We start from the raw sequence: 22,925 nt of genomic DNA, 5'->3' as shown, positions 1-22,925 counted from the left end.
CCTACGCCACCCGGAGGCCGGCGCCCGCATCCGCCGCGACCCGGCGCGCGGCGTCTCGGCGCAGGGCCGAGAGCACCCAGAACATCAGGCTGGCGCCGAGGCCGAGGCAGGCGGCCAGGAAGTACATCGGCGCGAGGTTGCTGCCGGTCTGGTCGCGGATGAACGGCACGGCATTCTGCGCGATGAAGCCGCCGAGATTGCCCACGGAGTTGATCGCCGCGATGCCGGCGGCGGCACTCGCGCCCTTGAGGAAGGTCGCCGGCAGGGACCAGAACACGGGCTGGGCGGAAAAGACGCCGGCCGCCGCCACGCAGAGGCAGGCGAATTTCAGCACCGATCCCGGCACCACCACGCTGAGCACCAGGGCGAGTGCCGCGACGAGGCCCGGTACCACCACGTGCCAGACCTGGTCGCCCGTCCGCGCGGCGCGACGGGGCACCCACCACAGGGCCAGCGCGGTGATCAGCCACGGGATGATGTTGATGAAGCCGTTGAGGGTGTTCGAGACCGCGAAGCTGCGCACCACCGTGGGCAGCCAGTAGCTGAGGCCGTAGGCGGCCAGCGGGAAGGCGATGTAGACGGAGGCGAGCATCCAGACCCGCCGGTCGAGGAGGGCCGCGAAGGGGTTGCCGTGCTCGACCTTGCCCCCCGACTCGCGCTCGGCCGCGAGGGTGCGGCTCAGCCAGTCCCGCCCCTCCGGCTTCAGCCAGGGCGCCTGGTCCGGCCCGTCGGGCAGGATGCGCAGGACGATGACCGCCAGCGCCAGGGCGGGGATTCCGGTGGCCACGAACACCCATTGCCAGCCCTTGAGGCCGAGGGTGCCGTCGAGGTCGAGGAGCGCGCCGCCGATGGCTGCGCCGACCGCGTTGGCGAGCGCGCTCGCGATCATGAACCAGCCGATCATCCGCGCCCGGTGCGATTGCGGGAACCACAGGGTCAGGGCGAACAGGACACCGGGGAAGAACCCCGCCTCCGCCACGCCGAGGAGGAAGCGCAAGGCGTAGAACATCGTCGTATTCTGCGTGAAGCCGAGGAGAATCGTGATGACGCCCCAGGTGAACATGATCCGGGCGAACCAGCGCCGGGCGCCCACCCGCTCCAGGATCACGTTGCTCGGCACCTCGAACAGGAAGTAGCCGAGGAAGAACAGCGAGGCGCCAAGCCCGTAGACGCTCTCGCTGAGGCCGAGATCGCCCACCATCTGCAGCTTGGCGTAGGAGATGTTCTGCCGGTCGATATAGGCGATCAGGTACATCAGCCCGAGGAGCGGCATCAGCCGCAGCGTCACGGTACGGATCGTCGCCGCGGCGACGCGCGCATCCGCCTGGGGAGGGGCCGGGCTCATCGGGTGCTTCCTCGTCGCACCCGTTCGGTGCGGGCGTTCCGGAGCCGAGCCTAATCCGTTCGCCCGCTACAACGCCAGGGCGAGCAGCGCGTCGCAGGCGACATGCGCTTCGAGATGATCGGCGAGGCGATCGAGCACCGCCTCGATGCCGGCCTCGTAGGCGAGCCCGCTCGGCGCCGCCCCGAGACGGCCGAGCCAGGCGCCGCGCTGCCGGTCGTCGGCGAAGAGGCCGTGCACGTAGGTGCCGGTGACGAGGCCATCGGCCGAGACCGCGCCGTCGAAGCGCCCGTCCGCGAGCCGGATCGCCGGGCGCGCCGTATCCGGCCCGGTGGTGTCGCCCACATGCATCTCGTAGCCCGAGAACGGCACGCCGTCGGCCAAGCTGGTGCCGGTGACGGCGGCCAGGTGCTTGAGCGGAGTCATCACGGTCCCGATGTCGAGGAGCCCGAGGCCCGGCACCGAGCGGGGCGCGCCCTCGATGCCGTGCGGGTCGTCGATGCGCCGGCCGAGCATCTGGTAGCCGCCGCACAGCCCGAGCACCCGCCCGCCCCGCCGGACATGGGCGCGCAGGTCGATGTCCCAGCCCTCGGCGCGGAAGGCCTCGAGATCGTCGATGGTGGTCTTCGAGCCCGGCAGCAGCACGAGGTCGGCCACCGGGATCGGTTCGCCCGGGCGCACGAGCATCACCGCCACGTCGGGCTCGGCCCGCAGCGGGTCGAGGTCGTCGAAATTGGCGATGCGCGGCAGCACCGGCACGGCCACGACCTTGCGCCGGGCCGCGCCGGCGCCCGAGCCGGCGAGTCCGAGGGCATCCTCCGCCGGCAGGCGCGCCGCGTCGGGAAAGTGCGGGATCAGGCCGAAGCTCGGCCAGCCGGTCGCCCGCGCGATCGTCGCCATGCCGTCGGCGAACAGGCTCGGGTCGCCGCGGAAGCGGTTGACGAGGAAGCCCCGGATCATCGCCGCATCGGCCGGATCGATCACCGCCTTCGTGCCGACGAGGCTGGCGATGACGCCGCCCCGGTCGATGTCGCCGAGCAGGATCACCGGCGTGTCCGTCGCGCGGGCGAACCCCATGTTGGCGATGTCGCCGGCCCGCAGGTTGACCTCGGAGGCCGAGCCGGCGCCTTCCACCACCACGAGGTCGGCCTGCGCCTTCAGATACGAAAAGCTCTCCAGCACGGAGGCGAGGAGGCGCGGCTTCCAGGCCTGGTAGTCCCGCGCCTTGGCGGTGCCGACCATGCGGCCCTGGACCACGACCTGGCTCCCGGTCTCGCTCTCGGGCTTCAGCAGCACCGGGTTCATGTGCACGGAGGGCGCCACCCCGGCCGCCCGCGCCTGCAGCGCCTGGGCCCGGCCGATCTCGCCGCCATCGGCGGTGACGGCGGCGTTGTTCGACATGTTCTGCGGCTTGAACGGGCGCACGGCGAGCCCCCGCCGCGCGAAGACACGGCACAGGCCGGCGACGATCAGCGACTTGCCGACATCCGAGCCGGTGCCCTGGATCATGATGGCGCGGGTCATCGGACAAGGGCCTGTCGGCGGAGACGGCGACGCGTCGAAGCCGCGAAGCCGTCGATCAGGGGCGAAGGTGCTGGGTCGCCTTCTGCTGCTGATCGAGCACGCTGGCAATGAGGGCGTCGCATTCCGGCTTCGCACCGTTGCAGACGGCGCGCAACTGCACCTCGATCCGATCGCCCGTGCGAACGACCTGACGGCAGATGAATGCCGGAAACTGCCCGGATTTCGGCTTGGCGAAGGTCCAGAGGATCAGGCGGCGGGGCTCCTCCGCGGCGATGAAGTCGGCCGTGTCGAGCACGACGCGACCGCCCGCACGGGTGATGTCACCCACGATCCGGTCGATGGAGGTCGCCTCGTACCCGCACAGGGGTTCCGCGCTCGCGGGTGACACCAGAACCGACACGCACAACAAGGAAAACCAGCGCTTCATGCCCGGCACCTTCTGGTAGAACAGCCGCGACAGGCGCAGGTTTGGCGCATCCGATCAACCGGGCTTCGATCCCGTTCCGCCGGCGTCGACAGAAATCGATGTCTAGAACTCGATTCCCTCCTGCGCCTTCACCCCGGCGGCGAAGTGGTGCTTCACGGATGCCATCTCGGTGACGAGATCGGCGGCCTCGATCAGGGCCGGCTTGGCGTTGCGGCCGGTGACGACGACGTGCAGGTCCGGCCGGCGCGCCCGGAAGGCCGCCACCACGGCGTCGAGGTCCAGGTAGTCGTAGCGCAGGGCGATGTTGAGTTCGTCCAGCACCACGAGGCGGATCGTCGGGTCGGCCATGAGGTCGAGGGCCTTGGCCCAGGCGTGCTCGGCGGCGGCGATGTCGCGGGCCTTGTCCTGGGTCTCCCAGGTGAAGCCCTCGCCGAGCGTATGCCAGTCGATCCGGTCGCCAAAGGTCTTGAGGGCGTGCTTCTCGCCCGTGTCCCAGGCGCCCTTGATGAACTGCACCACGCCGACGCGCCAGCCGTGGCCCAGCGCACGCAGCATCAGCCCGAGGGCCGCCGTGGTCTTGCCCTTGCCCGGGCCGGTATTGACGATGAGGAGCCCCTTCTCGATCGTCTTCTCCGCCACCTCGGCGTCCTGGACGGCCTTGCGCTTCTCCATCTTTTCGCGGTGGCGGTCGGCGTCCGTCATGGGGTGGCTCCGGGTTGGGGTTTCACGATCAGGGGAAGGCCCGCCACGGTAAGGACGACGTGGTCGGCCCGGGCCGCGAGGCGCTGGTGCAGGCGCCCGGCCGCATCGCGGAAGCGTCGGGCCAGCGCGTTCTCCGGCACGATCCCGAGCCCGACCTCGCTGCCGACGAGGACCAGCGGGCCGGGCGCCGCCGCGCAGGCCGCGAGCAGCGCGGCGGTGGCGGCCTCGAGGTCGGCCTCCGACAGCATCAGGTTGGTGAGCCAGAGGGTCAGGCAATCGACCAGCACCGGTCCCGTCGCGGCGGCGACCGCCTCGGGCAGGGCGAGCGGCACGTCCCGCGTGATCCATCCCTCCGGGCGGCGGGCGCGGTGGAGCGCGATGCGCTCCCGCATCTCGTCGTCCCAGATCTCCGCGGTGGCGAGGTAGAGCCACGGAGCCGGGCAGGCTTCGATCAGCGCCTCGGCATGGGCGCTCTTGCCCGAGCGCGCGCCGCCGAGCACGAGGGTCATTCGGGGAGTCGGGTGCGGCATGCGGAACGCTGTGCCCGAATTCGGGGCCTCCGGTCAAAGGCGGGAAACCCGTGCGGACCGCGTTGTCAGCGCATCGGCGACCGCGTAGAAGCGTGGATCGGACGGTGCCCCGGCAACGGGGTGAAAAGGGAATGCGGTGAGGGGGCGACCCTGAAACCGCGGCTGCCCCCGCAACTGTGAGCGGAGACGGGACTGCCATCGGCCACTGGAGCGATCCGGGAAGGCGGCAGGACCAGCGACCCGCGAGCCAGGAGACCTGCCGTCCAGAGGGGACTTGTCGTCCCTCCCGCTCGATGACGGCCGCCGGCGGGGCGGCCAGGAGATGAACCGATGTCGACCAACACCCTCGTCCTGACCGGCACCCGCACCAACGAGCGCCTCGGCGCCGTGCTCGTGGCCGCCTTCCTCGGACTCGGCCTCGTGTTCATGGCGGGCTTCGCCCCGGCGATGGCGCTGCACAACGCGGCGCACGACTTCCGCCACAGCCAGAACTTCCCCTGCCACTGAGCGCCTCCGCTTAAGGCAGACACCCCCATGATCATCCGGCTCGTGTCGGCGGCCCTGGTCGCCGGCTTCCTCGCGGCTGTCGTCGCGACGGGCCTGCAGCTCGCGCTCACCTCGCCGCTCATCATCGCGGCCGAGCGCTTCGAGACGCAGGCCTCCGCCGCGGACCCCGCCCTGCTGTCGCCGGCCTCGCTGATCGTGCGCGTCCATGGCGGCCACGATCACGGCACCCAGAATAACGGTTCTCGGGATCCGTCGGTGGCGGGCGGCGAGGTCGCGCCCGTGTGGGAGCCCGGCCCCGGCCTGCCGCGCATGGCCTTCACGGCGCTCGCCACCCTGGTGGGCGGCGTCGGCTACGCGTTCCTGCTCGGCGCCGTGCTCCTCGCCTGCAACCGCGAGCCCGACCCCGAGACCGGCCTGCGCTTCGCCGTCGGGGGCTTCCTCGCGGTGGCGCTGGCCCCCGCCCTCGGGCTGGCCCCGGAACTCCCCGGCATGGAGGCGGCGCCCCTCGCCGACCGCCAGTTCTGGTGGGTGATGACGGCGGCCGCCACCGCCATGGGGCTCTACCTCATCGCGATCCGGCGCGCGCCGATCACCATCGCGGGGGGCATCGTGCTCCTCGTGGCCCCCCACCTCGCGGGCGCTCCAGAGGCGAGCCACGCCGCCTCGAACCTGCCGGCCTCCTACGCGGCACAGTTCGCCGCCCGCTCCCTCGGCATCGCCTTCGTGTTCTGGGCGGTGATCGGGCTGGCCTATGGCTGGGCCTGGACCCTGTTCGGCAAGCCTCGGACGGCCCATGCCTGACAGCGCGCCCGTCACGCTCTACGTCTGCGCCACCTGCCGGGCGGCCGGCGACGCCTCCGAGCCGCGCGCCGGAGCGCGCCTGCTCGCCGCCCTCCAGGAGGCGGTGAGCGCGGGCGATTACCCCGGCATCGCGGTCGAGAGCGTCGAGTGCCTCTCGGTCTGCAAGCGCCCCTGCACCGTGGCGGTCGCCTCGGAAGGGCGCTGGACCTACGTCTACGGCGACCTCGACCCGGTCGCCTCCGCCGGCACCATCCTGGACGGCGTCGCGCTCTATGCCGAGACGCCGGACGGCATCGTGCCGTGGAAGGCGCGGCCCCAGGAATTCCGCAAGGGCGTCGTCGCCCGCATCCCGCCTTTTCCGCCGCTCGCGGCGCCCCGCATCACGGACGCCGCCGAATGACCCTCGTCGCCAAGATCCCCTGCACCATCGTCACGGGCTTCCTCGGGGCCGGCAAGACCACGCTGGTACGCCACCTCGTGGAGAACGCGAACGGCCGGCGCCTCGCCATCATCGTCAACGAGTTCGGCGATATCGGCTTCGACGGCTCGTTCCTGGCCGCCTGCGGCATCGAAGGCTGCGGCGACGAGGACATCGTCGAGCTCGCCAACGGCTGCATCTGCTGCACCGTGGCCGACGATTTCGTGCCGGCCCTGAACAAGCTCCTCGACCGGACCGACCCGCCCGAGCACATCCTGATCGAGACCTCGGGCCTCGCCCTGCCCAAGCCCCTGGTCCAGGCCTTCCAGTGGCCGGCGATCCGCTCGCGGGTGACGGTGGACGGCGTGGTCGCGGTCATCGACGGGCCCGCCGTGGCGGCCGGCTTCTTCGCCGACGATCCGGCGGCTTTGGCTGCCCAGCGCGCGGACGATGCCAGCGTCGACCACGACAATCCCCTGGAGGAGGTGTTCGAGGACCAGCTCCTCTGCGCCGACCTGGTGGTGATGAACAAGGTGGACCTCCTCGACGCGGCGGGCCGCGACAAGGTCCGCGCCGAGGTCGCCGAACACCTGCCCCGCGCCGTGAAGATGGTGGAGGCCGAGCACGGCCGCCTCGACCCGCGCGTGATCCTGGGGATCCAGGCGGCGGCCGAGGACGACCTCGACGCGCGCCCCTCCCACCACGGCGAGGGCGAGGACCACGACCACGACGATTTCGACTCGGTGGCGCTGCCCGTGCGCGCCTCGGCCTCGGCCGACGACCTCGCCCTGCGCGTTGCCCGCGCCGCGGAGACGGAGGGCGTTCTGCGCATCAAGGGCTTCGCCGAGGTGACCGGCAAGCCGATGCGCCTCGTGGTCCAGGGCGTCGGCGCCCGCGTGAGCCACCATTACGACCGGCCCTGGAAGTCCACCGAGCCCCGCGACGGCCGCCTCGTGGTCATCGGCCTGAAGGGATTCGACCAGGGCGCCGTCGCCGCCGCCCTGGCGGGATAAGCCCCCTCCATGCACCTGATCCGCATCGATACGGTCTCCCTCGACGAGGGCGAAGCCGCGGTCGATCTCGGGCAGGCGCCGGGGGACATCGCCTTCCTGTCCTTCACCGATTCCGACCTGTTTGGCATGGCGCAGGCCCACGCGGCGGTCTTTCCGGCGGGGTCTGGCGAGGCCCCGACCCTGCGGCTCGCCAAGCTGGCCAAGCTGCGCCACCCGATGTCGGTCGACCTCTACGTCGACACGGTGATCGCGCACGCGCGGATCGTCGTGATCCGCTGCCTCGGCGGGCTCGATTACTGGCGCTACGGCATCGAGCGCGCGGCCTCGGCCGCCCGCGCCCGAGGTGTGGTCCTCGTGGTGCTGCCGGGCGACGACCGGCCCGATCCGCGCCTCGACGCCTATTCCACGCAGCCCGACCTCGCCCCCGCCTTCGACGCCTATTTCCGGGCCGGGGGGGCGGCGAACCTGCGCCGCCTCGTCGGGCGCATCGCCGCCGAGATCGGATATGCGGCGGTGGTCGAGCCGCCCCTTCCCCTGCCGCGCGGCTTCGTCTGCTGTCCCGGCTGCGGCCCCGTCGACGACGGACAGGCTCTGGCTGCCGGGCGGCCGTTTCAGACGATTCCGGAAGAGGCGCCGCTGGCGCTGCTGGTGGTCTACCGGTCGAGCGTGCTCTCCGGCGACACCGCGCCGATCGCGTCCTTGAACGCGGCGCTCCAGGCCCGTGGCCTCGCGGTGCTGGCCGTGGCGGTGTCGAGCCTGAAGGACCCGGCCGCGACCGAGCCCCTGCGGGCGGCCATCGCGACGCACCGGCCCGCCATCGTCATCGCCGCCACCGCCTTCTCGGCCCGGGAGGATGCCGGCTTCGTCCTCGACGACGCCGATTGCCCGGTGATCCAGGCCTTCAGCATCGGCGCGGCGCGGGACGCCTGGACCGCCTCGGCGCGGGGCATGGGTGCGGCCGACCTCGCCATGCAGGTCGCCCTACCGGAATTCGACGGGCGGCTCTCCGGGTTCCCGATCTCGTTCAAGGAGGAGGGTCCGGAGACCGAGGGCTTCGCCGAGCGCCGCGCCGTGCCGCATGCCGAGGGCATCGCGGCGCTGGCCGCGCGCGCCGCCGCCTGGGTCCGCCTCGCGCGCCTGCCCTGCGCCCAGCGCCGCATCGCCCTGGTGCTCTCGGACTATCCCGCCCGCGGCGGCCGCGCGGGCTTCGCGGTGGGCCTCGACACCCCGGAGAGCGCACGGGCGATCGTGGCGGATCTCGCCCAAGCCGGCTACGCCGTCGGCGCGCTGCCCGAGGCCGATGCCCTGATGCAGGGATTGACGGGGGGGCCGAAGGATTTTTCCGTCGCCCTCGAGGCCTATCGCGTTTGGCTCGGCACGCTGCCGGATGCTGCCCGCGCGACCCTCGACGCCGAATGGGGACCGCCCGAGGCCGACCCGCTCTGCCGGGACGGCGCCTTCCGCTTTCCATGCGTGGAGGCCCGTCCTCATACGGTCGAGGCGGGAAGCACAAGTCCCCTCTCCTGGAAGGAGAGGGACAGGGTGAGGTGTGGTCCACATCCGGAGAGGTCACACACCTCACCCCAACCCTCTCCTTCCAGGAGAGGGAGCCCGTCGCACCCCGCCTCGACCTCAGGCGATGTTCGGATGTCGTCGCCGCGCGCCGATGAGGCGCCAGGCGGACGCCTCGCCGTGTTCCTCCAGCCCGATCGCGGACGGTCGGCGGACCGGAAGGCCGCCTATCACGACCCCGACGTGGTGCCGACCCACGCCTATCTGGCGTTCCATCTCGGGCTCCGCACCCGGTTCGACGCCCTGGTTCATCTCGGCACCCACGGCACCACCGAATGGCTGCCGGGCAAGGCCGTCGCGCTGTCGCCGGACTGCTGGCCCGCCCGCGCGGTCGGGGCGCTCCCGGTGGTCTATCCCTTCATCGTCGACGATCCGGGCGAGGCCGCGCCCCTGAAGCGGCGCCTGGGCGGCGTCGCCCTCGGTCACCTGACGCCGCAGACCGGCGTGACGGGCCTCGACCCCGACGCGGCGCGCCTGCGCGAACTCGTGGAGGAATATTCCGCCGCCAGCGTGCTCGACCCGCGCCGCGCCGCGATCCTGGCGCGCACCATCCTCGACGAAGCGACGTCGGCCGGGCTCCTCACGGGCGCCGGCATCGACGCCGACACCCCGATGCCGGACGCGCTGGCGGCCCTCGACGCGCATCTCTGCGATCTCGGCGAGGTCACCGCCCGCGACGGGCTCCACGTCTTCGGCCGCGCCGACCCGGAGGCGCCCGCCGCCGTGGCGGCCTGCGCCGAGGCTGAGCGCCTCGGCCTGCTGCGCGCCCTCGACGGACGCTTCGTGCCGCCGGGGCCCGCCGGCTCGCCGTCGCGCGGGCGCACCGACGTGATGCCGACGGGGCGAAACCTCGCCACCCTCGATCCGCGCAGCCTGCCGACCCGGGCCGCCACCACCCTGGGCGCCAGGGCCGCCGACGCCGTGGTCCTGCGCTACCTGCAGGACGAGGGCGAGTATCCGGCCCGGATCGTCATGGACCTCTGGGCCTCGCCGACCCTGCGCACCGGCGGCGAGGACATCGCCCACGCCCTGGCGCTGATGGGCGTGCGCCCGGTCTGGGACCATGCCTCCACCCGGGTCACCGGATTCGAGGTGCTGCCGCTGGCGCTCCTCGACCGGCCGCGCATCGACGTGACGGTGCGGGTCTCCGGCGCCTTCCGCGACACCTTCCCGGAGACGCTGTCGCTCCTCGCCCGCGCCGCCGTGGCGGTGGCCGCCCGTGACGAGGAGGAGGACGCCGAGAACCCGCTGGCCGCCGCCCGCCGCCGGGGCGAGGCACCGGCCCGCGTCTACGGCGCGGCGCCCGGGCGCTACGGCGCGGGGGCCGGAGGCCTCGCCCTCGACGGGGCCTGGGACAATCGCGACGATCTCGGGCGCGCCTACCTGGACGCCACCTCCCACGCCTATGGCGGCAAGGCGGACGCCGCGGATGCGGGCTTCGCCGCGCGGGTCGCGGACGCCGACGCCTACGTGCACGCCTTCGACGTGGCCGAGCGCGACCTCCTCGACGGCGACGCCGCCGTGGAGGCGATGGGCGGCTTCTCGGCCGCCGCCGCCCTGACGGGGGCGCGGCCGGCCCTCTACAGCCTCGACGTCGCCACGGCCGAGACCCCGAAGGCCCGCACCGCCCGCGAGGACGCCGCCCGCCTGATCCGGGGGCGCCTCGCCCACCCGCGCTGGATCGCGGCGCAGCTCCGGCACGGCTATCGCGGCGCCCAGGAACTGGCGCAAGGGGTCGACGCGGTGTTCGTCCTCGCCGCCACCACGGACGCGGTCTCGGACGCCGACCTCGACCGCCTCTACGGGGCGATGATCGCCGACCTCGAGACCTTCGAGACCCTGCGGGCGGCCAATCCGGAGGCGGCCCGCGCCATCCTCGAGCGCTTCGACGAGGCCCGCCGGCGCGGTCTCTGGACCACCCGGCGCAACGCCATGGCTGCCGATGAGATGGCGGCCGATGAGCTGCTGCGCGAGGCGGCGGAATGAGCGCGCCCCGCCGCGTCGCGCCGGAGGCGCCGAGCCGGCGCGGCTGGTGCCCGAGCCTCGCCCGGCCGATGCCCACCGGCGACGGCCTCCTCGCCCGCGTCCACCCGCCCCTCGGGCGCCTCACCCCGGCCCAGGCCCGGGCGGTGGCGGACGCCGCGCGCCGTTACGGCAACGGCCATGTCGACGTGACGGCGCGGGCCAACCTGCAGATCCGCGGCGTCACCGAGGCGACCCGCTGCGGCCTCGCCGAGGCCCTGGCGGCCATCGGGCTCGGCGATGTCCGCCACGACGGGGGACCGCAGCGGCTCACCCTGACCACGCCGCTGGCGGGGCTCGACTGCGATGCGGTCCCGGCCCTGGCCCGGGCCATCGAGGCGATCGGGCTGGCGATTCCCGGCCTGCCGCCGAAAACCCTGGTCGCCATCGAGTCGGCCGCGTACGGCCTCACCCTCGGCGCGGCGGAGGCCGACCTCCACGGCGTCGTCACCCGCGAAGGCCTCGCCCTGCACCTCGCCGGCGACGCGGCCTGGTGGCGGCTGACCGATGATGCGGAGACCGTCGTGGAGGCGGCCCTGCGCCTGCTGGCGGCGAGCGGGCACCGCCGGATGCGCGATGTCCCGGCCTCCGCCCGGGCGGAGGCCCTGGCGCGCTTTGCCCTGCGACGCATCCCGGCCCCGGCCGAAGTGTCCGCCCTGAGCCCGGGCTTGCGGGCTCTGCGAACGCTCGTCAGGCCCGAGCGCGGGTCCCCTCTCCTGGAAGGAGAGGGACAGCCTGAAATGTGCGGATCATCCGGAAAGGTCACACACCTCACCCCAACCCTCTCCTTCCAGGAGAGGGGGTTCCTACGATCCTCACCCCCGATGGCGGATGGCGCCCTCGCCCTCCTGGTCAATGCCCCCTTCGGCCGCTGCACGGCCGACGCCCTCGACCGTCTCGCCGACGCGGCGGACAGCCTCGGCGAGGACGGCCTGCGCCTCTCGCAGACCCGGGGCTTCCTCCTCGTCTGCGCCGATGCCGCAGCCGCCGAGGCCGCGCGCGAAACCCTGGCCGAAGCCGGCTTCCTGACGCGGGCTGACGATCCGCGCGGGGCGGTGGCCGCCTGCCCGGGGGCGCCGGCCTGCGCGTCGGGCTCGACCCCGACCCTAAACGACGCGGCCCGCCTGGCCGAGGCGTTCCGGCCCTTCGCGGCGCGTGGCCTGCGCGCCCACGTCTCGGGCTGTGCCAAGGGCTGTGCCCATCCGGGGGCCGCCGACCTCACCCTCGTCGGGCGGGACGGGCACTACGACGTGGTGCTGTCCGGGCGCCCGGATGCGTTGCCGGCGACGCGCCTCCCTTTCGAGGCCGCGCTGGAGCGCGTAAGGAGGGCTGATTCGGCACTCCCCCTCGCCCAGATCGTCCCAGAACACCCGCCAGGACCACGACCGTCATGAGTTCCCGCCTCGACTACCTGCGTGACGGAGGGGCGATCTACGCCCGCTCCTTCGCGATGATCCGGGCCGAGGCCGATCTCGCGCGCTTCCAGGGCACCGCCGAGCGGGTCGTGGTGCGGATGATCCATGCCTGCGGCATGACCGACCTGCCGCGCGACGTGGAGGCCTCACCCGATTTCGCGCAGGCCGGCGAGGCCGCCTTGAAGGCCGGCGCGCCGATCCTGTGCGACGTCCGCATGGTCGCCGACGGGGTCACCCGGGCCCGGCTGCCCGCCGACAACAGGGTGATCTGCACCCTGAGCGATCCGCGCGTGCCGGAGCTGGCCGCCGCCATGAACACCACCCGCTCGGCCGCCGCCATGGAACTCTGGCGCGAGCACCTGCCCGGCAGCATCGTGGCGGTGGGCAACGCCCCGACCGCGCTGTTCCGCCTGCTCGAACTCCTCGACGAGGGCATAGCCCCGCCGGCCGCCGTCATCGGCATCCCGGTCGGCTTCGTCGGCGCCGCCGAGTCGAAAGAGGCGCTCGCCCGCGACGGCCGGGTGCCCTTCATCGTGGTCCACGGCCGGCGCGGCGGCAGCGCCATGACGGCCGCGGCCGTCAACGCGCTCGCGCAAGAGATCGAGTGATGGAGTCGGGCGAGCGGCTTCCCCCCGAGGTAGCGGAGCAGACCGAGGTCCCGCGCGCGGCGACCACCGGCACCCTGTTCGGGGTCGGCATGGGCCCGGGCGAGCCGGACTACCTCACCGTGCGCGCCATGCGGGTGCTGGAGCGGGCCCCGGTGCTGGTGCATTTCTGCAAGAAGGGCCGGCGCGGCAACGCCCGCACCATCGCGGACGCGGTGCTGGCCGCCGAGCCGGGGCGCGAGTACCCGCTGGTCTATCCCTACACCACCGAACTCCACCCGGAGCACCCGGACTACGTCGCGGCCCTCGCGGCCTTCTACGACGACGCGTCCGCGCGCCTCGCCGACCATCTCGGCGCGGGCCGGGACGTGGCGATCCTGTCGGAGGGCGACCCGTTCTTCTACGGTTCGTTCATGCACCTGTGGCGCCGCCTCAAGGACCGCTTCCCCGTGGAGGTGGTGCCCGGCGTCACCGGCATGTCCGGCTGCTGGACCCGGGCCGGGACCCCGATCACCTGGGGCGACGACGTACTGACCGTGCTGCCCGCCACCCTGCCGCACGCCGCCCTGGTGGAGCGCCTGCGCGCCACGGACGCCGCCGTGCTGATGAAGCTCGGCCGCCACCTGCCCAAGGTCCGGGCGGCGCTCGCCGAGGCCGGCGTGCTGGAGCGCGCGGTCTATGTCGAGCGCGGCACCATGGCGGGCGAGCGGGTGATCGCCCTCAAGGACAAGCCCGACGACGTGGCGCCCTACTTCTCGATGGTGCTCCTGCCCGGCGAGGGACGCCGGCCGTGAGCGGCCCCGCTGCGGGGACCGGCTCGGTCACGGTCATCGGATTGGGCCCGGGCGATCCGCGCCTGCTGACGGCCGCCGCCCAGGAGGCCCTGGCCCAGGCGCAGGACCTCATCGGCTACATCCCCTACGTCGCCCGCGTGCCCGAGCGGCCGGGGCTCGTCCGCCACGCCAGCGACAACCGCGTCGAGGTCGACCGGGCGCGCCACGCCCTCGAACTCGCCGCCTCAGGCCGGCGCGTCGCGGTGGTCTCGGGCGGCGATCCCGGCGTGTTCGCGATGGCGGCGGCCGTGTTCGAGGCGGTGGAGGCCGGCGACCCGGCCTGGGCCCGGCTTTCCATCACGGTGGAGCCCGGCATCACCGCGATGCTGGCGGCGGCCGCGCGCCTCGGCGCGCCGCTCGGCGGCGATTTCTGCGCGATGTCGCTCTCGGACAACCTCAAGCCCTGGGAGGTCATCACCGCCCGGCTGGAGGCGGTGCTGCGGGCGGATTTCGTGGTCTCCCTCTACAACCCGATCTCCTCGGCACGGCCCTGGCAGCTCGGCAAGGCCCTGGATCTCGCCGCCGGAATCCGGCGCGGCGACACGCCGGTGATCTTCGCCCGCGCGGTCTCGCGGCCCGACGAGGCGATCCGGGTGCTCACCCTCGACGCGGCCTTCACGGCGACGGCCGACATGGCCACGATGGTGATCATCGGCGCCTCGGCCACCCGCCTGATCCCGCGCGGCGACGCGACGCCCTTCGTCTATACGCCGCGCAGCGTGCCGGCGGCGTGATGCGCGCGTCGGCGCTGGCGTCAGAAGGCGGCGATCCACGCGAGGGCGGCCCCGGCGTCCGGCACGCTCGGCACGTCCGGCTTCTCCGGACGGGCCACCATCACCACGGCCAAGCCCAGTGCCCGCGCCGCCGCGATCTTGCCGTAGGTGGCGTCCCCGCCGGAATTCTTGCTGACCAGGATCTCGATCGCGCTCCCGGCCAGGAACGCCGCCTCGGCGGCCTCGTCGAAGGGGCCGCGCGCCTGGATGGCGGTCAGCCTCGGCACCGCCAGATCGATGCCCTCGATGGCCCTCACCACGTAATCGTGCTGCGGCGCGGCGGCGAAGGCGCCGACCTCCTGGCGGCCGATGGTGAGGAAGACCCGGCGCGGCGCGGGGCCGAGCGCCCGGGCGGCGGTGGCCATGTCGGGCACCTCGGTCCAGCGGTCGCCGGCCACCGGCCTCCAGGCCGGGCGGCGGATCGCCAGCAGGGGCGTCCCGGTCCGGGCGCAGGCTTCGGCCGCATTGGCGCTCATCCGGGCCGCGAAGGGATGCGTCGCATCCACCACGAGGTCGGTGCGGTCCTGGGCGAGCCACGCGGCCAGGCCCTCCGCGCCGCCGAAGCCGCCGATGCGGGTCGGTACGGGCTCCGCCTTCGGCTGGCTGGTGCGGCCGGCGAGCGACAGGGTGACGGCGCAGGGCCGCTCCGCCGCAAGAAGCCCGCGTACCAAGAGCCCGCGCACCAGGGCGCTCGCCTCGCCGGTGCCGCCCAGGATCAGTATCCGCATGCTCCCCCCACCCTCGGGGCCGTTCTCCATGACCGCTGACATCGAGTCCACCCTGCGGGGAAGCCCCCCCTGGCTGACCATCGTGGGCATCGGCGAGGAGGGCCGCGCGGGCCTGAGTCCCGCCGCCGCCGCCGCCCTCGACGGCGCGCGCCTCGTCTATGGCGGGCGCCGGCACCTGGCCCTGGCCGCGCCGCTTTCCGCCGAGACGCGAGCCTGGCCGAGCCCGATCGCGGACGCCTATCCCGGCCTCCTCGCCCGGCGCGGGACACCCACCTGCATTCTGGCGACCGGCGACCCGTTCCATTACGGCATCGGTGCCGAGATCGCCCGCCTCGTGCCCGCGGAGGAGATCCGGGTCTTCCCCCAGCCGTCCGCCTTCAGCCTCGCCGGCGCCCGCCTCGGCTGGCCCCTGGCCGAGACCGGCTGCCTGACCCTGCACGGCCGGGCGCTGCCCCGGCTGATCCCGTATCTCCAGCCCGGCGCCCGCCTCCTCGTGCTGACCTGGGACGAGACCACGCCGGCGGCGGTCGCCGCGCTCCTGGTCGAGCGCGGCCTCGGCGCGTCCCGCCTCACCGTCCTGGAGGCCATGGGGGGCCCGCGCGAGCGCCGCCGCAACGCGACGGCGGAGGGCTTCGATCTCACCGGGATCGACCCGCTCAACACCCTCGGCATCGAGGTCGTCGGCCCGCCGACGGCGCAGATCGTCACCCTCAGCCCGGGCCTCGACGATGCCTGGTTCGAGAACGACGGCCAGCTCACCAAGGCCGACATCCGGGCCGTGACGCTGGCGGCCCTGCGCCCGCGCGCCGGCCAGATGCTGTGGGATATCGGCGCCGGGGCGGGCTCGATCTCCATCGAGTGGATGCTGCGCCATCCGAGCCTCCGGGCCATCGCCGTCGAGGGCAACCCGGCCCGGGCCGCCCGCATCGCCCGCAACGCAGGCCGCCTCGGCGTGCCGGATCTGCGCGTGGTGGAGGGCTCCGCCCCCGCGGCGCTGGCCGGCCTGCCGGCGCCCGACACCGTCTTCATCGGCGGCGGCGTCACCGCGCCGGGGGTTCTCGAGGCGGCCATCGCCGCCCTGCCCCCGGGCGGACGCCTCGTCGCCAACGTGGTGACCCTGGAAGGCGAGGCCGTGCTGCTCGCGGCCTTCGCGGAGCGCGGCGGAAGCCTCAAGCGCCTGACGGTCGCCCATGCCGATCCGGTCGGGCACCTGCATGGCTGGCGCGGCGCGATGCCGGTGACGCAATGGGCGTGGATCAAACCATGACGGCGGGTGACGCGGCGCCGGCCGGGCCCGGCCCGGCCGATCTCGTCGCCGGGATCGGGTTTCGCCATGCGACCCCGGCCCAAGACATCATCGCCCTCGTGGACCGGGCCTGCGACGAGGCCGGCCTGCCGCGCACCCGCCTCGCGCGCCTCGCCACCGCCGCCGACCGGGCCGGGGAGCCGGCGATCCGCGCGGTCGCCGAGGCCCTGGGCTGTTCCCTCGCGGCGGTTCCGCCCGAGGCCCTGATCGCCGTGGACGCCGACGTGCCCACCCGGTCGCAGCGGATCGAGGCATCGCGTCGGGTCGGCTCGGTGGCGGAGGCCGCAGCCCTCGCCGCCGCGGGGCCCGGTGCGACGCTGCTGCTGCGGCGAATCGCCAGCGCCGGGGCCACCTGCGCCCTTGCGCTTCGCGCACAATCCGTCACCCAAGAGCCATGACCGTTCACTTCATCGGCGCCGGCCCGGGGGCCGCCGACCTCATCACCGTCCGCGGCCGCGACCTCATCGCGCGCTGCCCCGTCTGCCTGCATGCGGGGTCCCTCGTGGCGCCCGAGATCCTGGGCTGGTGTCCGCCCGGCGCCCGAATCGTCGACACCGCCCCCCTCGACCTCGACGCGATCGTCGCCGAATGCGCCGCCGCCGACGCGGCGGGCCTGGACGTGGCGCGCCTGCATTCGGGCGACCTCTCGATCTGGAGCGCGCTCGCCGAGCAGACCCGCCGCCTCACCCAGGCCGGCATCCCCTTCACGGTGACCCCGGGCGTGCCCTCCTTCGCCGCCGCCGCCGCGCTGCTCAGGCGGGAGCTCACCGTGCCGGGCCTTGCCCAGTCCGTCGTCCTCACCCGCACCTCGGGGCGCGCCAGCGCCATGCCGGAGCGCGAGACCCTGACGGCCTTCGCGCGCACCGGGGCCACCCTCGCCCTGCACCTCTCGATCCACGTCGTCGACGCGGTGGTCTCCGAGCTGACGCCGTTCTACGGCGCGGATTGCCCGGCCGCGGTGGTGTTCCGCGCCACCTGGCCCGACGAGCGCGTGCTCACCGGAACCCTGGCGACGATCGCCGGCCAGGTTGCCGAGGCCGGCTTGGAGCGCACGGCGCTGATCCTGGTCGGCCCTGCCCTCGATCCGGCCGAGTTCCGGGAAAGCGCGTTGTATTCCCCCGATTACGACCGGCGCTTCCGCCCGACGGGCGAGACCGTGCTGGGCGAACGCACGGACGGAGTGGAACGGTGAGCGTGCCCGGACTCCTCGTCGCCGCACCCCGTTCGAGCTCGGGCAAGACCACCGTGACCCTGGCGCTGATGCGCGCGCTGGCTCGGCGCGGGCTCGCGGTGCGCGGCGCCAAGTGCGGGCCGGACTACATCGACCCCGCCTTCCACCAGGCCGCCACCGGCCATCCGAGCTTCAACCTCGACAGCTTCGCCATGCCGGAGCCGATGCTCGACGCGGTCGCGGCCCTCGCGGCCGCGAGCGCCGACCTCGTGGTGGCCGAGGGCTCGATGGGGCTGTTCGACGGCATCGTGGCACCGGAGGGGCGCACCGGCGCCAACGCCGACATCGCCGCGCGCTATGGCTGGCCGGTGCTCCTCGTCCTCGACGTCTCGGGCGCCGCACAGTCGGCCGCCGCCCTCGCCCTCGGGTGCCGGGCCTACGATCCGCGCATCCGCATCGCCGGGGTGATCCTGAACAAGGTCGCGAGTGCCCGCCACCGCCGCCTCGTGGAGGCGGGCCTGAGCCGCATCGGCATGCCGGTGCTCGGGGCGCTGATGCGGGACGCGAGCCTCATCCTGCCGGAGCGCCATCTCGGCCTCGTCCAGGCGCGCGAGACAAACGACCTCGAGGCCCGCCTCGACCGGCTCGCCGACCTCGCCGAGGCCGGGCTCGACCTCGACGCGATCCTGGCGGTCGCTGCCGGAGCGGCGCCCGCGCCGGGCGCGGGCCTCCTGCCCCGCCCGCCGGGCCAGCGCATCGCCATCGCGTCCGATGCGGCGTTCTCGTTCCTGTATCCGCACATGGCGGCGGGCTGGCGGGCGGCGGGGGCCGAACTCGTGCCGTTCTCGCCCCTGGCCGACGAGCCGCCCCAGGCCGATTGCGACGCCTGCTGGCTGCCCGGCGGCTACCCTGAGCTCCATGCGGGGCAACTCGCCCAGGCCGGGCACTTCCTGGACGGCCTACGGGCGTTCGCGCAGGACAGGCCGGTGCACGGCGAGTGCGGCGGCTACATGGTGCTGGGCGAGAGCCTCGAGGATGCGGCGGGGGTCACGCACGGCATGGCCGGACTGCTTCCGGTGGCGACCTCCTACAAGGCCCGCCGCCTGCATCTCGGCTACCGCGTCGCCACGCTCCTGGCCGAGGGCCCCCTCGGGGCAACGGGCGCACGCCTCGTCGGACACGAATTCCACTATGCGAGCGAGCGCAGCGCCCCGCCGACGGACGAGACCGGTCTCGCCAGCGTCACCGATGCCGAGGGCGTTCCCCTCGGCCTCGCCGGGCATCGACGCGGGCGGACGAGCGGCAGCTTCTTCCACCTGATCGGCTGAGGATCAGGGGATCGGGGCGGCCCGGTGAAGCGCGCCGCCGCCCGGGCGAAGCCCTAGCTGGCCGGCGCCGGCGTGGGTGTCGGCGTCGGAGCCGGGGTCGGCTCGGGCGCCTGCTTTCCCATCTTGGCGGCCGTCCGCACGATGGCGAGCACGTCGCGGCGAAGCTGGTCGTCCTCGATCAACGCGTAGGCACGGAGCAGCTCGATGGCGCCCTGCGCGCTGAGGAAGCCGAACACGTCGGATTGCGTGCCGCCCATGTCGTCCTCCTCGAAGAAGGCCGAGACCGGGACTTCGAGCAGGCGGGCGATCTCGCGCAGGCGGCCGGCGCCGACACGGTTCTGGCCCTTCTCGTACTTTTGCACCTGCTGGAACGTGACGCCCACGGCGGTGCCAAGCGCCGTCTGACTCAGTCCGCGCGCCTTGCGCAGGGCGGTGATCCTCAATCCGACGAGGCGATCGACGTCGGTGGTCTGCTTGGGCATCATCTCTCGGTTCAGTCCTTATGGAAAAGCCTCGCTTCAGCGCGGACCTGCCGCCGGGGCGATCGGCTCTGAGCGCTTTCGTACGAACGCCTTCAGGATTCCTTAAGTGCACTCGTTGGGAAATTGAGGCCTTTGATCGTCGATAGAGCAAGCCGACACAAATTATCCTTGTCCGGCACCAAATGCCACACGATGTTTTACTCCGCGTCAGCATCGGTCATGCGTTGTGACAGCTTGACCACAAAGCCGGCACGGATTGCAAGCCTGCGATCGCCCGGGCATCCACGGAATTTTGATCGGGACGCAGGCACACGGCGCCACGATTGCTGTTCGCGGCATCGAGCGGAAAGCCGGTGCCGGGGGCCGAACGCGGCCGATGCGTCCCGCCGCATGGCCTTTTGCCCCTGAGCGCTCCAGGTTTAAGGCGTGATGCGGGACGTCCCGGAACATCGAAAAAACCCAGGTGGATCATGTATATCGCGATGAACCGATTCAAAGTTGTCAAGGACGCGACCGAAGACTTCGAGCAGGTCTGGCTCGGCCGCGACAGTCATCTCGGTGAGATGCCGGGCTTCGTCGAATTCCATCTCCTGAAGGGGCCCGAGCACGAGGACCACGTCCTCTACGCCTCGCACACGATCTGGTCGTCCAAGGCCGATTTCGAGGCCTGGACCCGCTCCGAACAGTTCCGGAAAGCCCATGGCCGCGTGCCGTCCACGAAGCCCCTGTACCTGGGACACCCGCAATTCGAGGGATTCGAGACGATCCAGACCGTCGCCCGCCCTGATTCGGCCCTCGCCTGATTCGCCGCGAGCCCCGAAGCGATCCGATCCGCGAGGGTCGGCGGGGCACCCGGGCACACCGAGCGGCAACCCGGCCTCGATGGCCCTGAGCGTCCGCTCTCGATGCCGCGGGCGCCGCGCGCCATCGCTCCACCGGATGCGGCCGCGACGGTTGCGACTGTGAGCCGTCGGTCCGGGCGAACCCGACCGACTGTTCGCCGCCCGGACGTGAGATCTGGCACGGCGCCGACAATCCTGCCGCGGACAGCCGTTTCGTTCAGTTAACGTTCCGTTGCAGTTCGCTACGGGCCGCATTACGGCGTGCTACGGCGACAACAACTTACCTCGGATGTGTTTGGATTCGGATGGGACCCGACCAGGGGCCCGTCGGATCCGACGGAAGGTGGCGCGCGGCTTCGTCCGGCGAAGCCGCTCTGATGCGTGGCGTACTGGGGCCCGGGCTTTGCGGGTTCAGCCTCAGAAATCAGGTTCGAGCCGGCGTTTGGCTCAACTTGGGACAGTTTCCGCATCAGGACGGGACATGGCGCTCCAGATGTTTCAAGACCGTATCCCCGACGTCTTCGAGAAGCTTCCGGTCGCCCGGTCACGCCGGGACGTCTGGACGGCTCTCATGCCGCGCCGCCGCCGCGCCGCCTTCCGCGCGGGCATTCCGGTGGCGACGGCACTCGCCGATCTCGCCGCCATCCTGGGCGTCGCCGCGCTGGTCGATCTCGCCTATTACGTCTCGATGCAGGGGAATATCCCGGCCGTGAGCACCAGCGGCAGCTTCGAGCTCTCGGCCCTGGTCGGCCTGTTCGTCCTGCTCACCAACCTCGTGCGCGAGGATTACAGCATCGAGACGCTGCTCTCCGACCGGCCCCACCTCAAGCGGGCCGCGACGGTGTGGGTCGGTGCCTGGGCCATCGCCCTGGTGATCGGCTTCGCCACCAAGACCACGCAGGACTACTCGCGCCTCGTCTCCCTCGGGCTCTTCGTCTCGGGCCTGCCGGCCCTGCTCATCGTTCGGACCGTGGCGCTCGGGGTGGTGCGCCGGGCCGTGACCCCGGCCTCGGCCTCCATCAACCGCATCCACCTCGTCGGGTACGAGGAGGACATCGCCCGTTTCTACGCCCACAACGACGCGGAGGCCCTGGGCCTGCGCGTCATCGGCACCAGCTACCTTCGCCGGATCGACCCGATGGGGGACGAGGCCTCGCGCCGGGCCCAGATGTCGGAGGATCTCGACCTGGCGGTCTCCGTGGTGCGCTTCCTGCGCCCCGACGACGTCTTCATCCTCGTGCCCTGGTCCGAGGCCGCCGACATCGAGCGCTGCATCGACGCGTTCCTGCGCGTGCCGGCCGCCCTGCACCTGCGCCCCGGCTCGGTGATGGACCGCTTCCCCGACCTGAAGCTCGCCCGCGTCGGCCGCCTGTCGGGCATCAACATCGGGCGCCGTCCGCTCCAGGCCGGCGAACTGCTCCTCAAGCGCACCCTCGACCTGACGCTCGCCCTCGTCGCGCTGGTGCTCCTCGCCCCGCTCTTCCTCGCGGTGGGCGTGCTGATCAAGCTCGACAGCCCCGGGCCGGTGTTCTTCCGGCAGAAGCGCTACGGGTTCAATCAGCAGCCCTTCGGCGTCTACAAGTTCCGCAGCATGAAGGTGGCGCAGGACACCGTCTTCAAGCAGGCCACCCGCAACGACAGCCGCATCACGCCCATCGGCGCCATGCTGCGCCGCTCGAACATCGACGAGCTGCCGCAACTCCTCAACGTCGTGCTCGGCGAGATGTCCCTGGTCGGCCCCCGCCCGCACGCCCTCGCGCACGACCGCAGCTTCGAGAACCGCATCGCCCTCTACGCGCGCCGCCACAACGTGATGCCGGGCATCACCGGCTGGGCCCAGGTCAACGGCCTGCGCGGCGAGACCCTGACGGATCTCGACATGGAGCGCCGCGTCCAGCACGACCTGCACTACATCGACAACTGGTCGATCTGGTTCGACATCCGGATCATGTTCATGACCGTGTTCTCGCCGCGCGCCTACAAGAACGCGTTCTGAGACTTCGACGGGCGCCGCCTCAACCTTCGGCGCCGGCCTGCCCGAGGCAGGCGCCGCACTCGCCCTCCACCTCGAGGATGCGGCTGATCGGCCGGAACCCGGCCTTGGCCAGGGTCCGTCCGAGCTGGTCCTCGACCTCCGGCGCCGTGGTCTCGTCGATGGTCCCGCAGTTGCGGCAGATCAGGAAGACGAGCCCCGCCCCGTCCGTGTGGGAATGCCCGCAGGAGACGAAGGCGTTGCGGCTGGCGATGCGGTGGACGAGGCCATGCTCGGTCAGGAAATCGAGCGCGCGGTAGACCGAGACCGCCGCCACCCGCCGGCCCGGCTCGCTCAGGGCCTCGGCGATGTCGTAGGCGCCCATCGGCCGGGTCTGGCCCGCCACCGCCGTCAGCACGTCCCGGCGCAGGCGGGTGAACTGCAGGTCGCGCTCGCGGCACAGGCGTTCGGCCCGGGCGATGGCCGCCTGCGCACCGCCGCAGCCATGGTCATGCGTCGCCGCATGGTCGTGCATCGTGTCTGCCCCGCGAACCCGGCCCGTTGAACTGCCCGAGTGTTACAGTGTATCACCGCCAACATAAGCCGGCGCTC

General features: G+C 72.8%; 23 protein-coding genes and 1 riboswitch. Of the genes, 15 read left to right on the top strand and 8 right to left on the bottom strand.

Annotated features, from left to right (window positions below; all coding sequences use genetic code 11):
• Nucleotide 1: 1 nt before the first annotated feature.
• The 5 genes from K2X24_RS20495 to cobU form a co-directional block, all read right to left on the bottom strand.
• The gene (locus tag K2X24_RS20495) at nucleotides 2-1,345 is read right to left on the bottom strand and encodes an MFS transporter (RefSeq protein WP_292500573.1); all 1,344 of its coding nucleotides are present in this window, start codon (nucleotides 1,343-1,345) and stop codon (nucleotides 2-4) included.
• Between the two features lie 66 nt (nucleotides 1,346-1,411).
• Nucleotides 1,412-2,866, bottom strand: a complete 1,455-nt coding sequence (locus tag K2X24_RS20490; protein ID WP_292500571.1) for a cobyric acid synthase — start codon at nucleotides 2,864-2,866, stop codon at nucleotides 1,412-1,414.
• Nucleotides 2,867-2,921: 55 nt separating this feature from the next.
• Nucleotides 2,922-3,302: a hypothetical protein gene (locus tag K2X24_RS20485; protein WP_292500568.1), complete on the bottom strand. Its 381-nt coding sequence runs from the start codon at nucleotides 3,300-3,302 to the stop codon at nucleotides 2,922-2,924.
• 93 nt (nucleotides 3,303-3,395) lie between these two features.
• Complete coding sequence (gene cobO, locus K2X24_RS20480; protein ID WP_292500566.1) at nucleotides 3,396-3,995, bottom strand: cob(I)yrinic acid a,c-diamide adenosyltransferase; 600 nt, start codon at nucleotides 3,993-3,995, stop codon at nucleotides 3,396-3,398.
• Nucleotides 3,992-4,504, bottom strand: a complete 513-nt coding sequence (gene cobU, locus K2X24_RS20475; RefSeq protein WP_292500565.1) for a bifunctional adenosylcobinamide kinase/adenosylcobinamide-phosphate guanylyltransferase — start codon at nucleotides 4,502-4,504, stop codon at nucleotides 3,992-3,994. The genes cobO and cobU overlap by 4 nt, the downstream gene beginning before the upstream one ends.
• Before the next feature lie 106 nt (nucleotides 4,505-4,610).
• Nucleotides 4,611-4,804, top strand: a riboswitch (cobalamin riboswitch).
• A gap of 51 nt (nucleotides 4,805-4,855) precedes the next feature.
• On the opposite strand from cobU, the gene K2X24_RS20470 reads away from it, so the two are divergent.
• Genes K2X24_RS20470 through cobJ form a run of 9 tightly spaced genes read left to right on the top strand, consistent with a single transcriptional unit; the run spans nucleotide 4,856 to nucleotide 14,445 of the window.
• Nucleotides 4,856-5,032, top strand: coding sequence for a CbtB-domain containing protein (locus K2X24_RS20470; RefSeq protein WP_055947494.1), 177 nt, complete (start codon nucleotides 4,856-4,858; stop codon nucleotides 5,030-5,032).
• Between the two features lie 27 nt (nucleotides 5,033-5,059).
• On the top strand, nucleotides 5,060-5,833 hold the full coding sequence (locus K2X24_RS20465) for a CbtA family protein (protein WP_292500559.1): 774 nt from the start codon (nucleotides 5,060-5,062) through the stop codon (nucleotides 5,831-5,833).
• A complete protein-coding gene (locus K2X24_RS20460) occupies nucleotides 5,826-6,233 on the top strand; it encodes a DUF1636 domain-containing protein (protein ID WP_292500557.1) in 408 nt (135 codons plus the stop codon). The genes K2X24_RS20465 and K2X24_RS20460 overlap by 8 nt, the downstream gene beginning before the upstream one ends.
• Nucleotides 6,230-7,264: a cobalamin biosynthesis protein CobW gene (gene cobW / locus K2X24_RS20455; RefSeq protein ID WP_292500555.1), complete on the top strand. Its 1,035-nt coding sequence runs from the start codon at nucleotides 6,230-6,232 to the stop codon at nucleotides 7,262-7,264. The genes K2X24_RS20460 and cobW overlap by 4 nt, the downstream gene beginning before the upstream one ends.
• A gap of 9 nt (nucleotides 7,265-7,273) precedes the next feature.
• Nucleotides 7,274-10,822 carry a cobaltochelatase subunit CobN gene (gene cobN / locus K2X24_RS20450; RefSeq protein ID WP_292500553.1) on the top strand — a complete coding sequence of 1,183 codons (3,549 nt, stop codon included), beginning with the start codon at nucleotides 7,274-7,276 and terminating at the stop codon, nucleotides 10,820-10,822.
• Nucleotides 10,819-12,252: a hypothetical protein gene (locus tag K2X24_RS20445; protein ID WP_292500551.1), complete on the top strand. Its 1,434-nt coding sequence runs from the start codon at nucleotides 10,819-10,821 to the stop codon at nucleotides 12,250-12,252. The genes cobN and K2X24_RS20445 overlap by 4 nt, the downstream gene beginning before the upstream one ends.
• Nucleotides 12,249-12,881 (top strand): precorrin-8X methylmutase, encoded by a 633-nt coding sequence (locus K2X24_RS20440; RefSeq protein ID WP_292500549.1) that lies wholly within the window; start codon nucleotides 12,249-12,251, stop codon nucleotides 12,879-12,881. Before K2X24_RS20445 ends, K2X24_RS20440 begins: the two co-directional genes overlap by 4 nt.
• The gene (locus K2X24_RS20435; protein ID WP_292500546.1) at nucleotides 12,881-13,672 is read left to right on the top strand and encodes a precorrin-2 C(20)-methyltransferase; all 792 of its coding nucleotides are present in this window, start codon (nucleotides 12,881-12,883) and stop codon (nucleotides 13,670-13,672) included. Before K2X24_RS20440 ends, K2X24_RS20435 begins: the two co-directional genes overlap by 1 nt.
• Nucleotides 13,669-14,445 carry a precorrin-3B C(17)-methyltransferase gene (cobJ, locus tag K2X24_RS20430; RefSeq protein ID WP_292500544.1) on the top strand — a complete coding sequence of 259 codons (777 nt, stop codon included), beginning with the start codon at nucleotides 13,669-13,671 and terminating at the stop codon, nucleotides 14,443-14,445. The genes K2X24_RS20435 and cobJ overlap by 4 nt, the downstream gene beginning before the upstream one ends.
• 20 nt (nucleotides 14,446-14,465) lie before the next feature.
• On the opposite strand, the gene K2X24_RS20425 is transcribed toward cobJ, so the two are convergent.
• Nucleotides 14,466-15,212 carry a cobalt-precorrin-6A reductase gene (locus K2X24_RS20425; RefSeq protein WP_292500542.1) on the bottom strand — a complete coding sequence of 249 codons (747 nt, stop codon included), beginning with the start codon at nucleotides 15,210-15,212 and terminating at the stop codon, nucleotides 14,466-14,468.
• Between the two features lie 28 nt (nucleotides 15,213-15,240).
• Between K2X24_RS20425 and cbiE the strand changes: the two genes are divergently transcribed.
• Genes cbiE through K2X24_RS20405 form a run of 4 tightly spaced genes read left to right on the top strand, consistent with a single transcriptional unit; the run spans nucleotide 15,241 to nucleotide 19,017 of the window.
• A complete protein-coding gene (cbiE, locus tag K2X24_RS20420) occupies nucleotides 15,241-16,479 on the top strand; it encodes a precorrin-6y C5,15-methyltransferase (decarboxylating) subunit CbiE (RefSeq protein ID WP_292500540.1) in 1,239 nt (412 codons plus the stop codon).
• Nucleotides 16,476-16,916, top strand: coding sequence for a cobalamin biosynthesis protein (locus tag K2X24_RS20415; protein ID WP_292500537.1), 441 nt, complete (start codon nucleotides 16,476-16,478; stop codon nucleotides 16,914-16,916). Before cbiE ends, K2X24_RS20415 begins: the two co-directional genes overlap by 4 nt.
• Entirely contained in the window at nucleotides 16,913-17,710 is a 798-nt protein-coding gene (cobM, locus tag K2X24_RS20410) for a precorrin-4 C(11)-methyltransferase (RefSeq protein WP_292500535.1), read from the top strand. The genes K2X24_RS20415 and cobM overlap by 4 nt, the downstream gene beginning before the upstream one ends.
• Nucleotides 17,707-19,017, top strand: coding sequence for a cobyrinate a,c-diamide synthase (locus K2X24_RS20405; RefSeq protein ID WP_292500534.1), 1,311 nt, complete (start codon nucleotides 17,707-17,709; stop codon nucleotides 19,015-19,017). Before cobM ends, K2X24_RS20405 begins: the two co-directional genes overlap by 4 nt.
• 53 nt (nucleotides 19,018-19,070) lie before the next feature.
• Here K2X24_RS20405 and K2X24_RS20400 read toward each other — a convergent pair whose 3' ends face one another.
• On the bottom strand, nucleotides 19,071-19,502 hold the full coding sequence (locus tag K2X24_RS20400) for a helix-turn-helix transcriptional regulator (RefSeq protein ID WP_292500532.1): 432 nt from the start codon (nucleotides 19,500-19,502) through the stop codon (nucleotides 19,071-19,073).
• Nucleotides 19,503-19,969: 467 nt separating this feature from the next.
• Here K2X24_RS20400 and K2X24_RS20395 point away from each other — a divergent pair, with 467 nt between their 5' ends.
• Nucleotides 19,970-20,302, top strand: a complete 333-nt coding sequence (locus tag K2X24_RS20395) for an antibiotic biosynthesis monooxygenase (protein ID WP_292500529.1) — start codon at nucleotides 19,970-19,972, stop codon at nucleotides 20,300-20,302.
• A gap of 532 nt (nucleotides 20,303-20,834) precedes the next feature.
• Nucleotides 20,835-22,337, top strand: a complete 1,503-nt coding sequence (locus K2X24_RS20390) for an exopolysaccharide biosynthesis polyprenyl glycosylphosphotransferase (RefSeq protein WP_292500609.1) — start codon at nucleotides 20,835-20,837, stop codon at nucleotides 22,335-22,337.
• A 19-nt stretch (nucleotides 22,338-22,356) separates the two neighbouring features.
• On the opposite strand, the gene K2X24_RS20385 is transcribed toward K2X24_RS20390, so the two are convergent.
• On the bottom strand, nucleotides 22,357-22,848 hold the full coding sequence (locus K2X24_RS20385; protein WP_292500527.1) for a Fur family transcriptional regulator: 492 nt from the start codon (nucleotides 22,846-22,848) through the stop codon (nucleotides 22,357-22,359).
• Nucleotides 22,849-22,925 lie beyond the last annotated feature (77 nt).

Origin of the sequence: Methylobacterium sp. (assembly GCF_019750675.1) — a bacterium.
Classification (GTDB): Bacteria; Pseudomonadota; Alphaproteobacteria; order Rhizobiales; family Beijerinckiaceae; genus Methylobacterium.
This window is presented reverse-complemented; position numbering and strand designations above follow the sequence as displayed.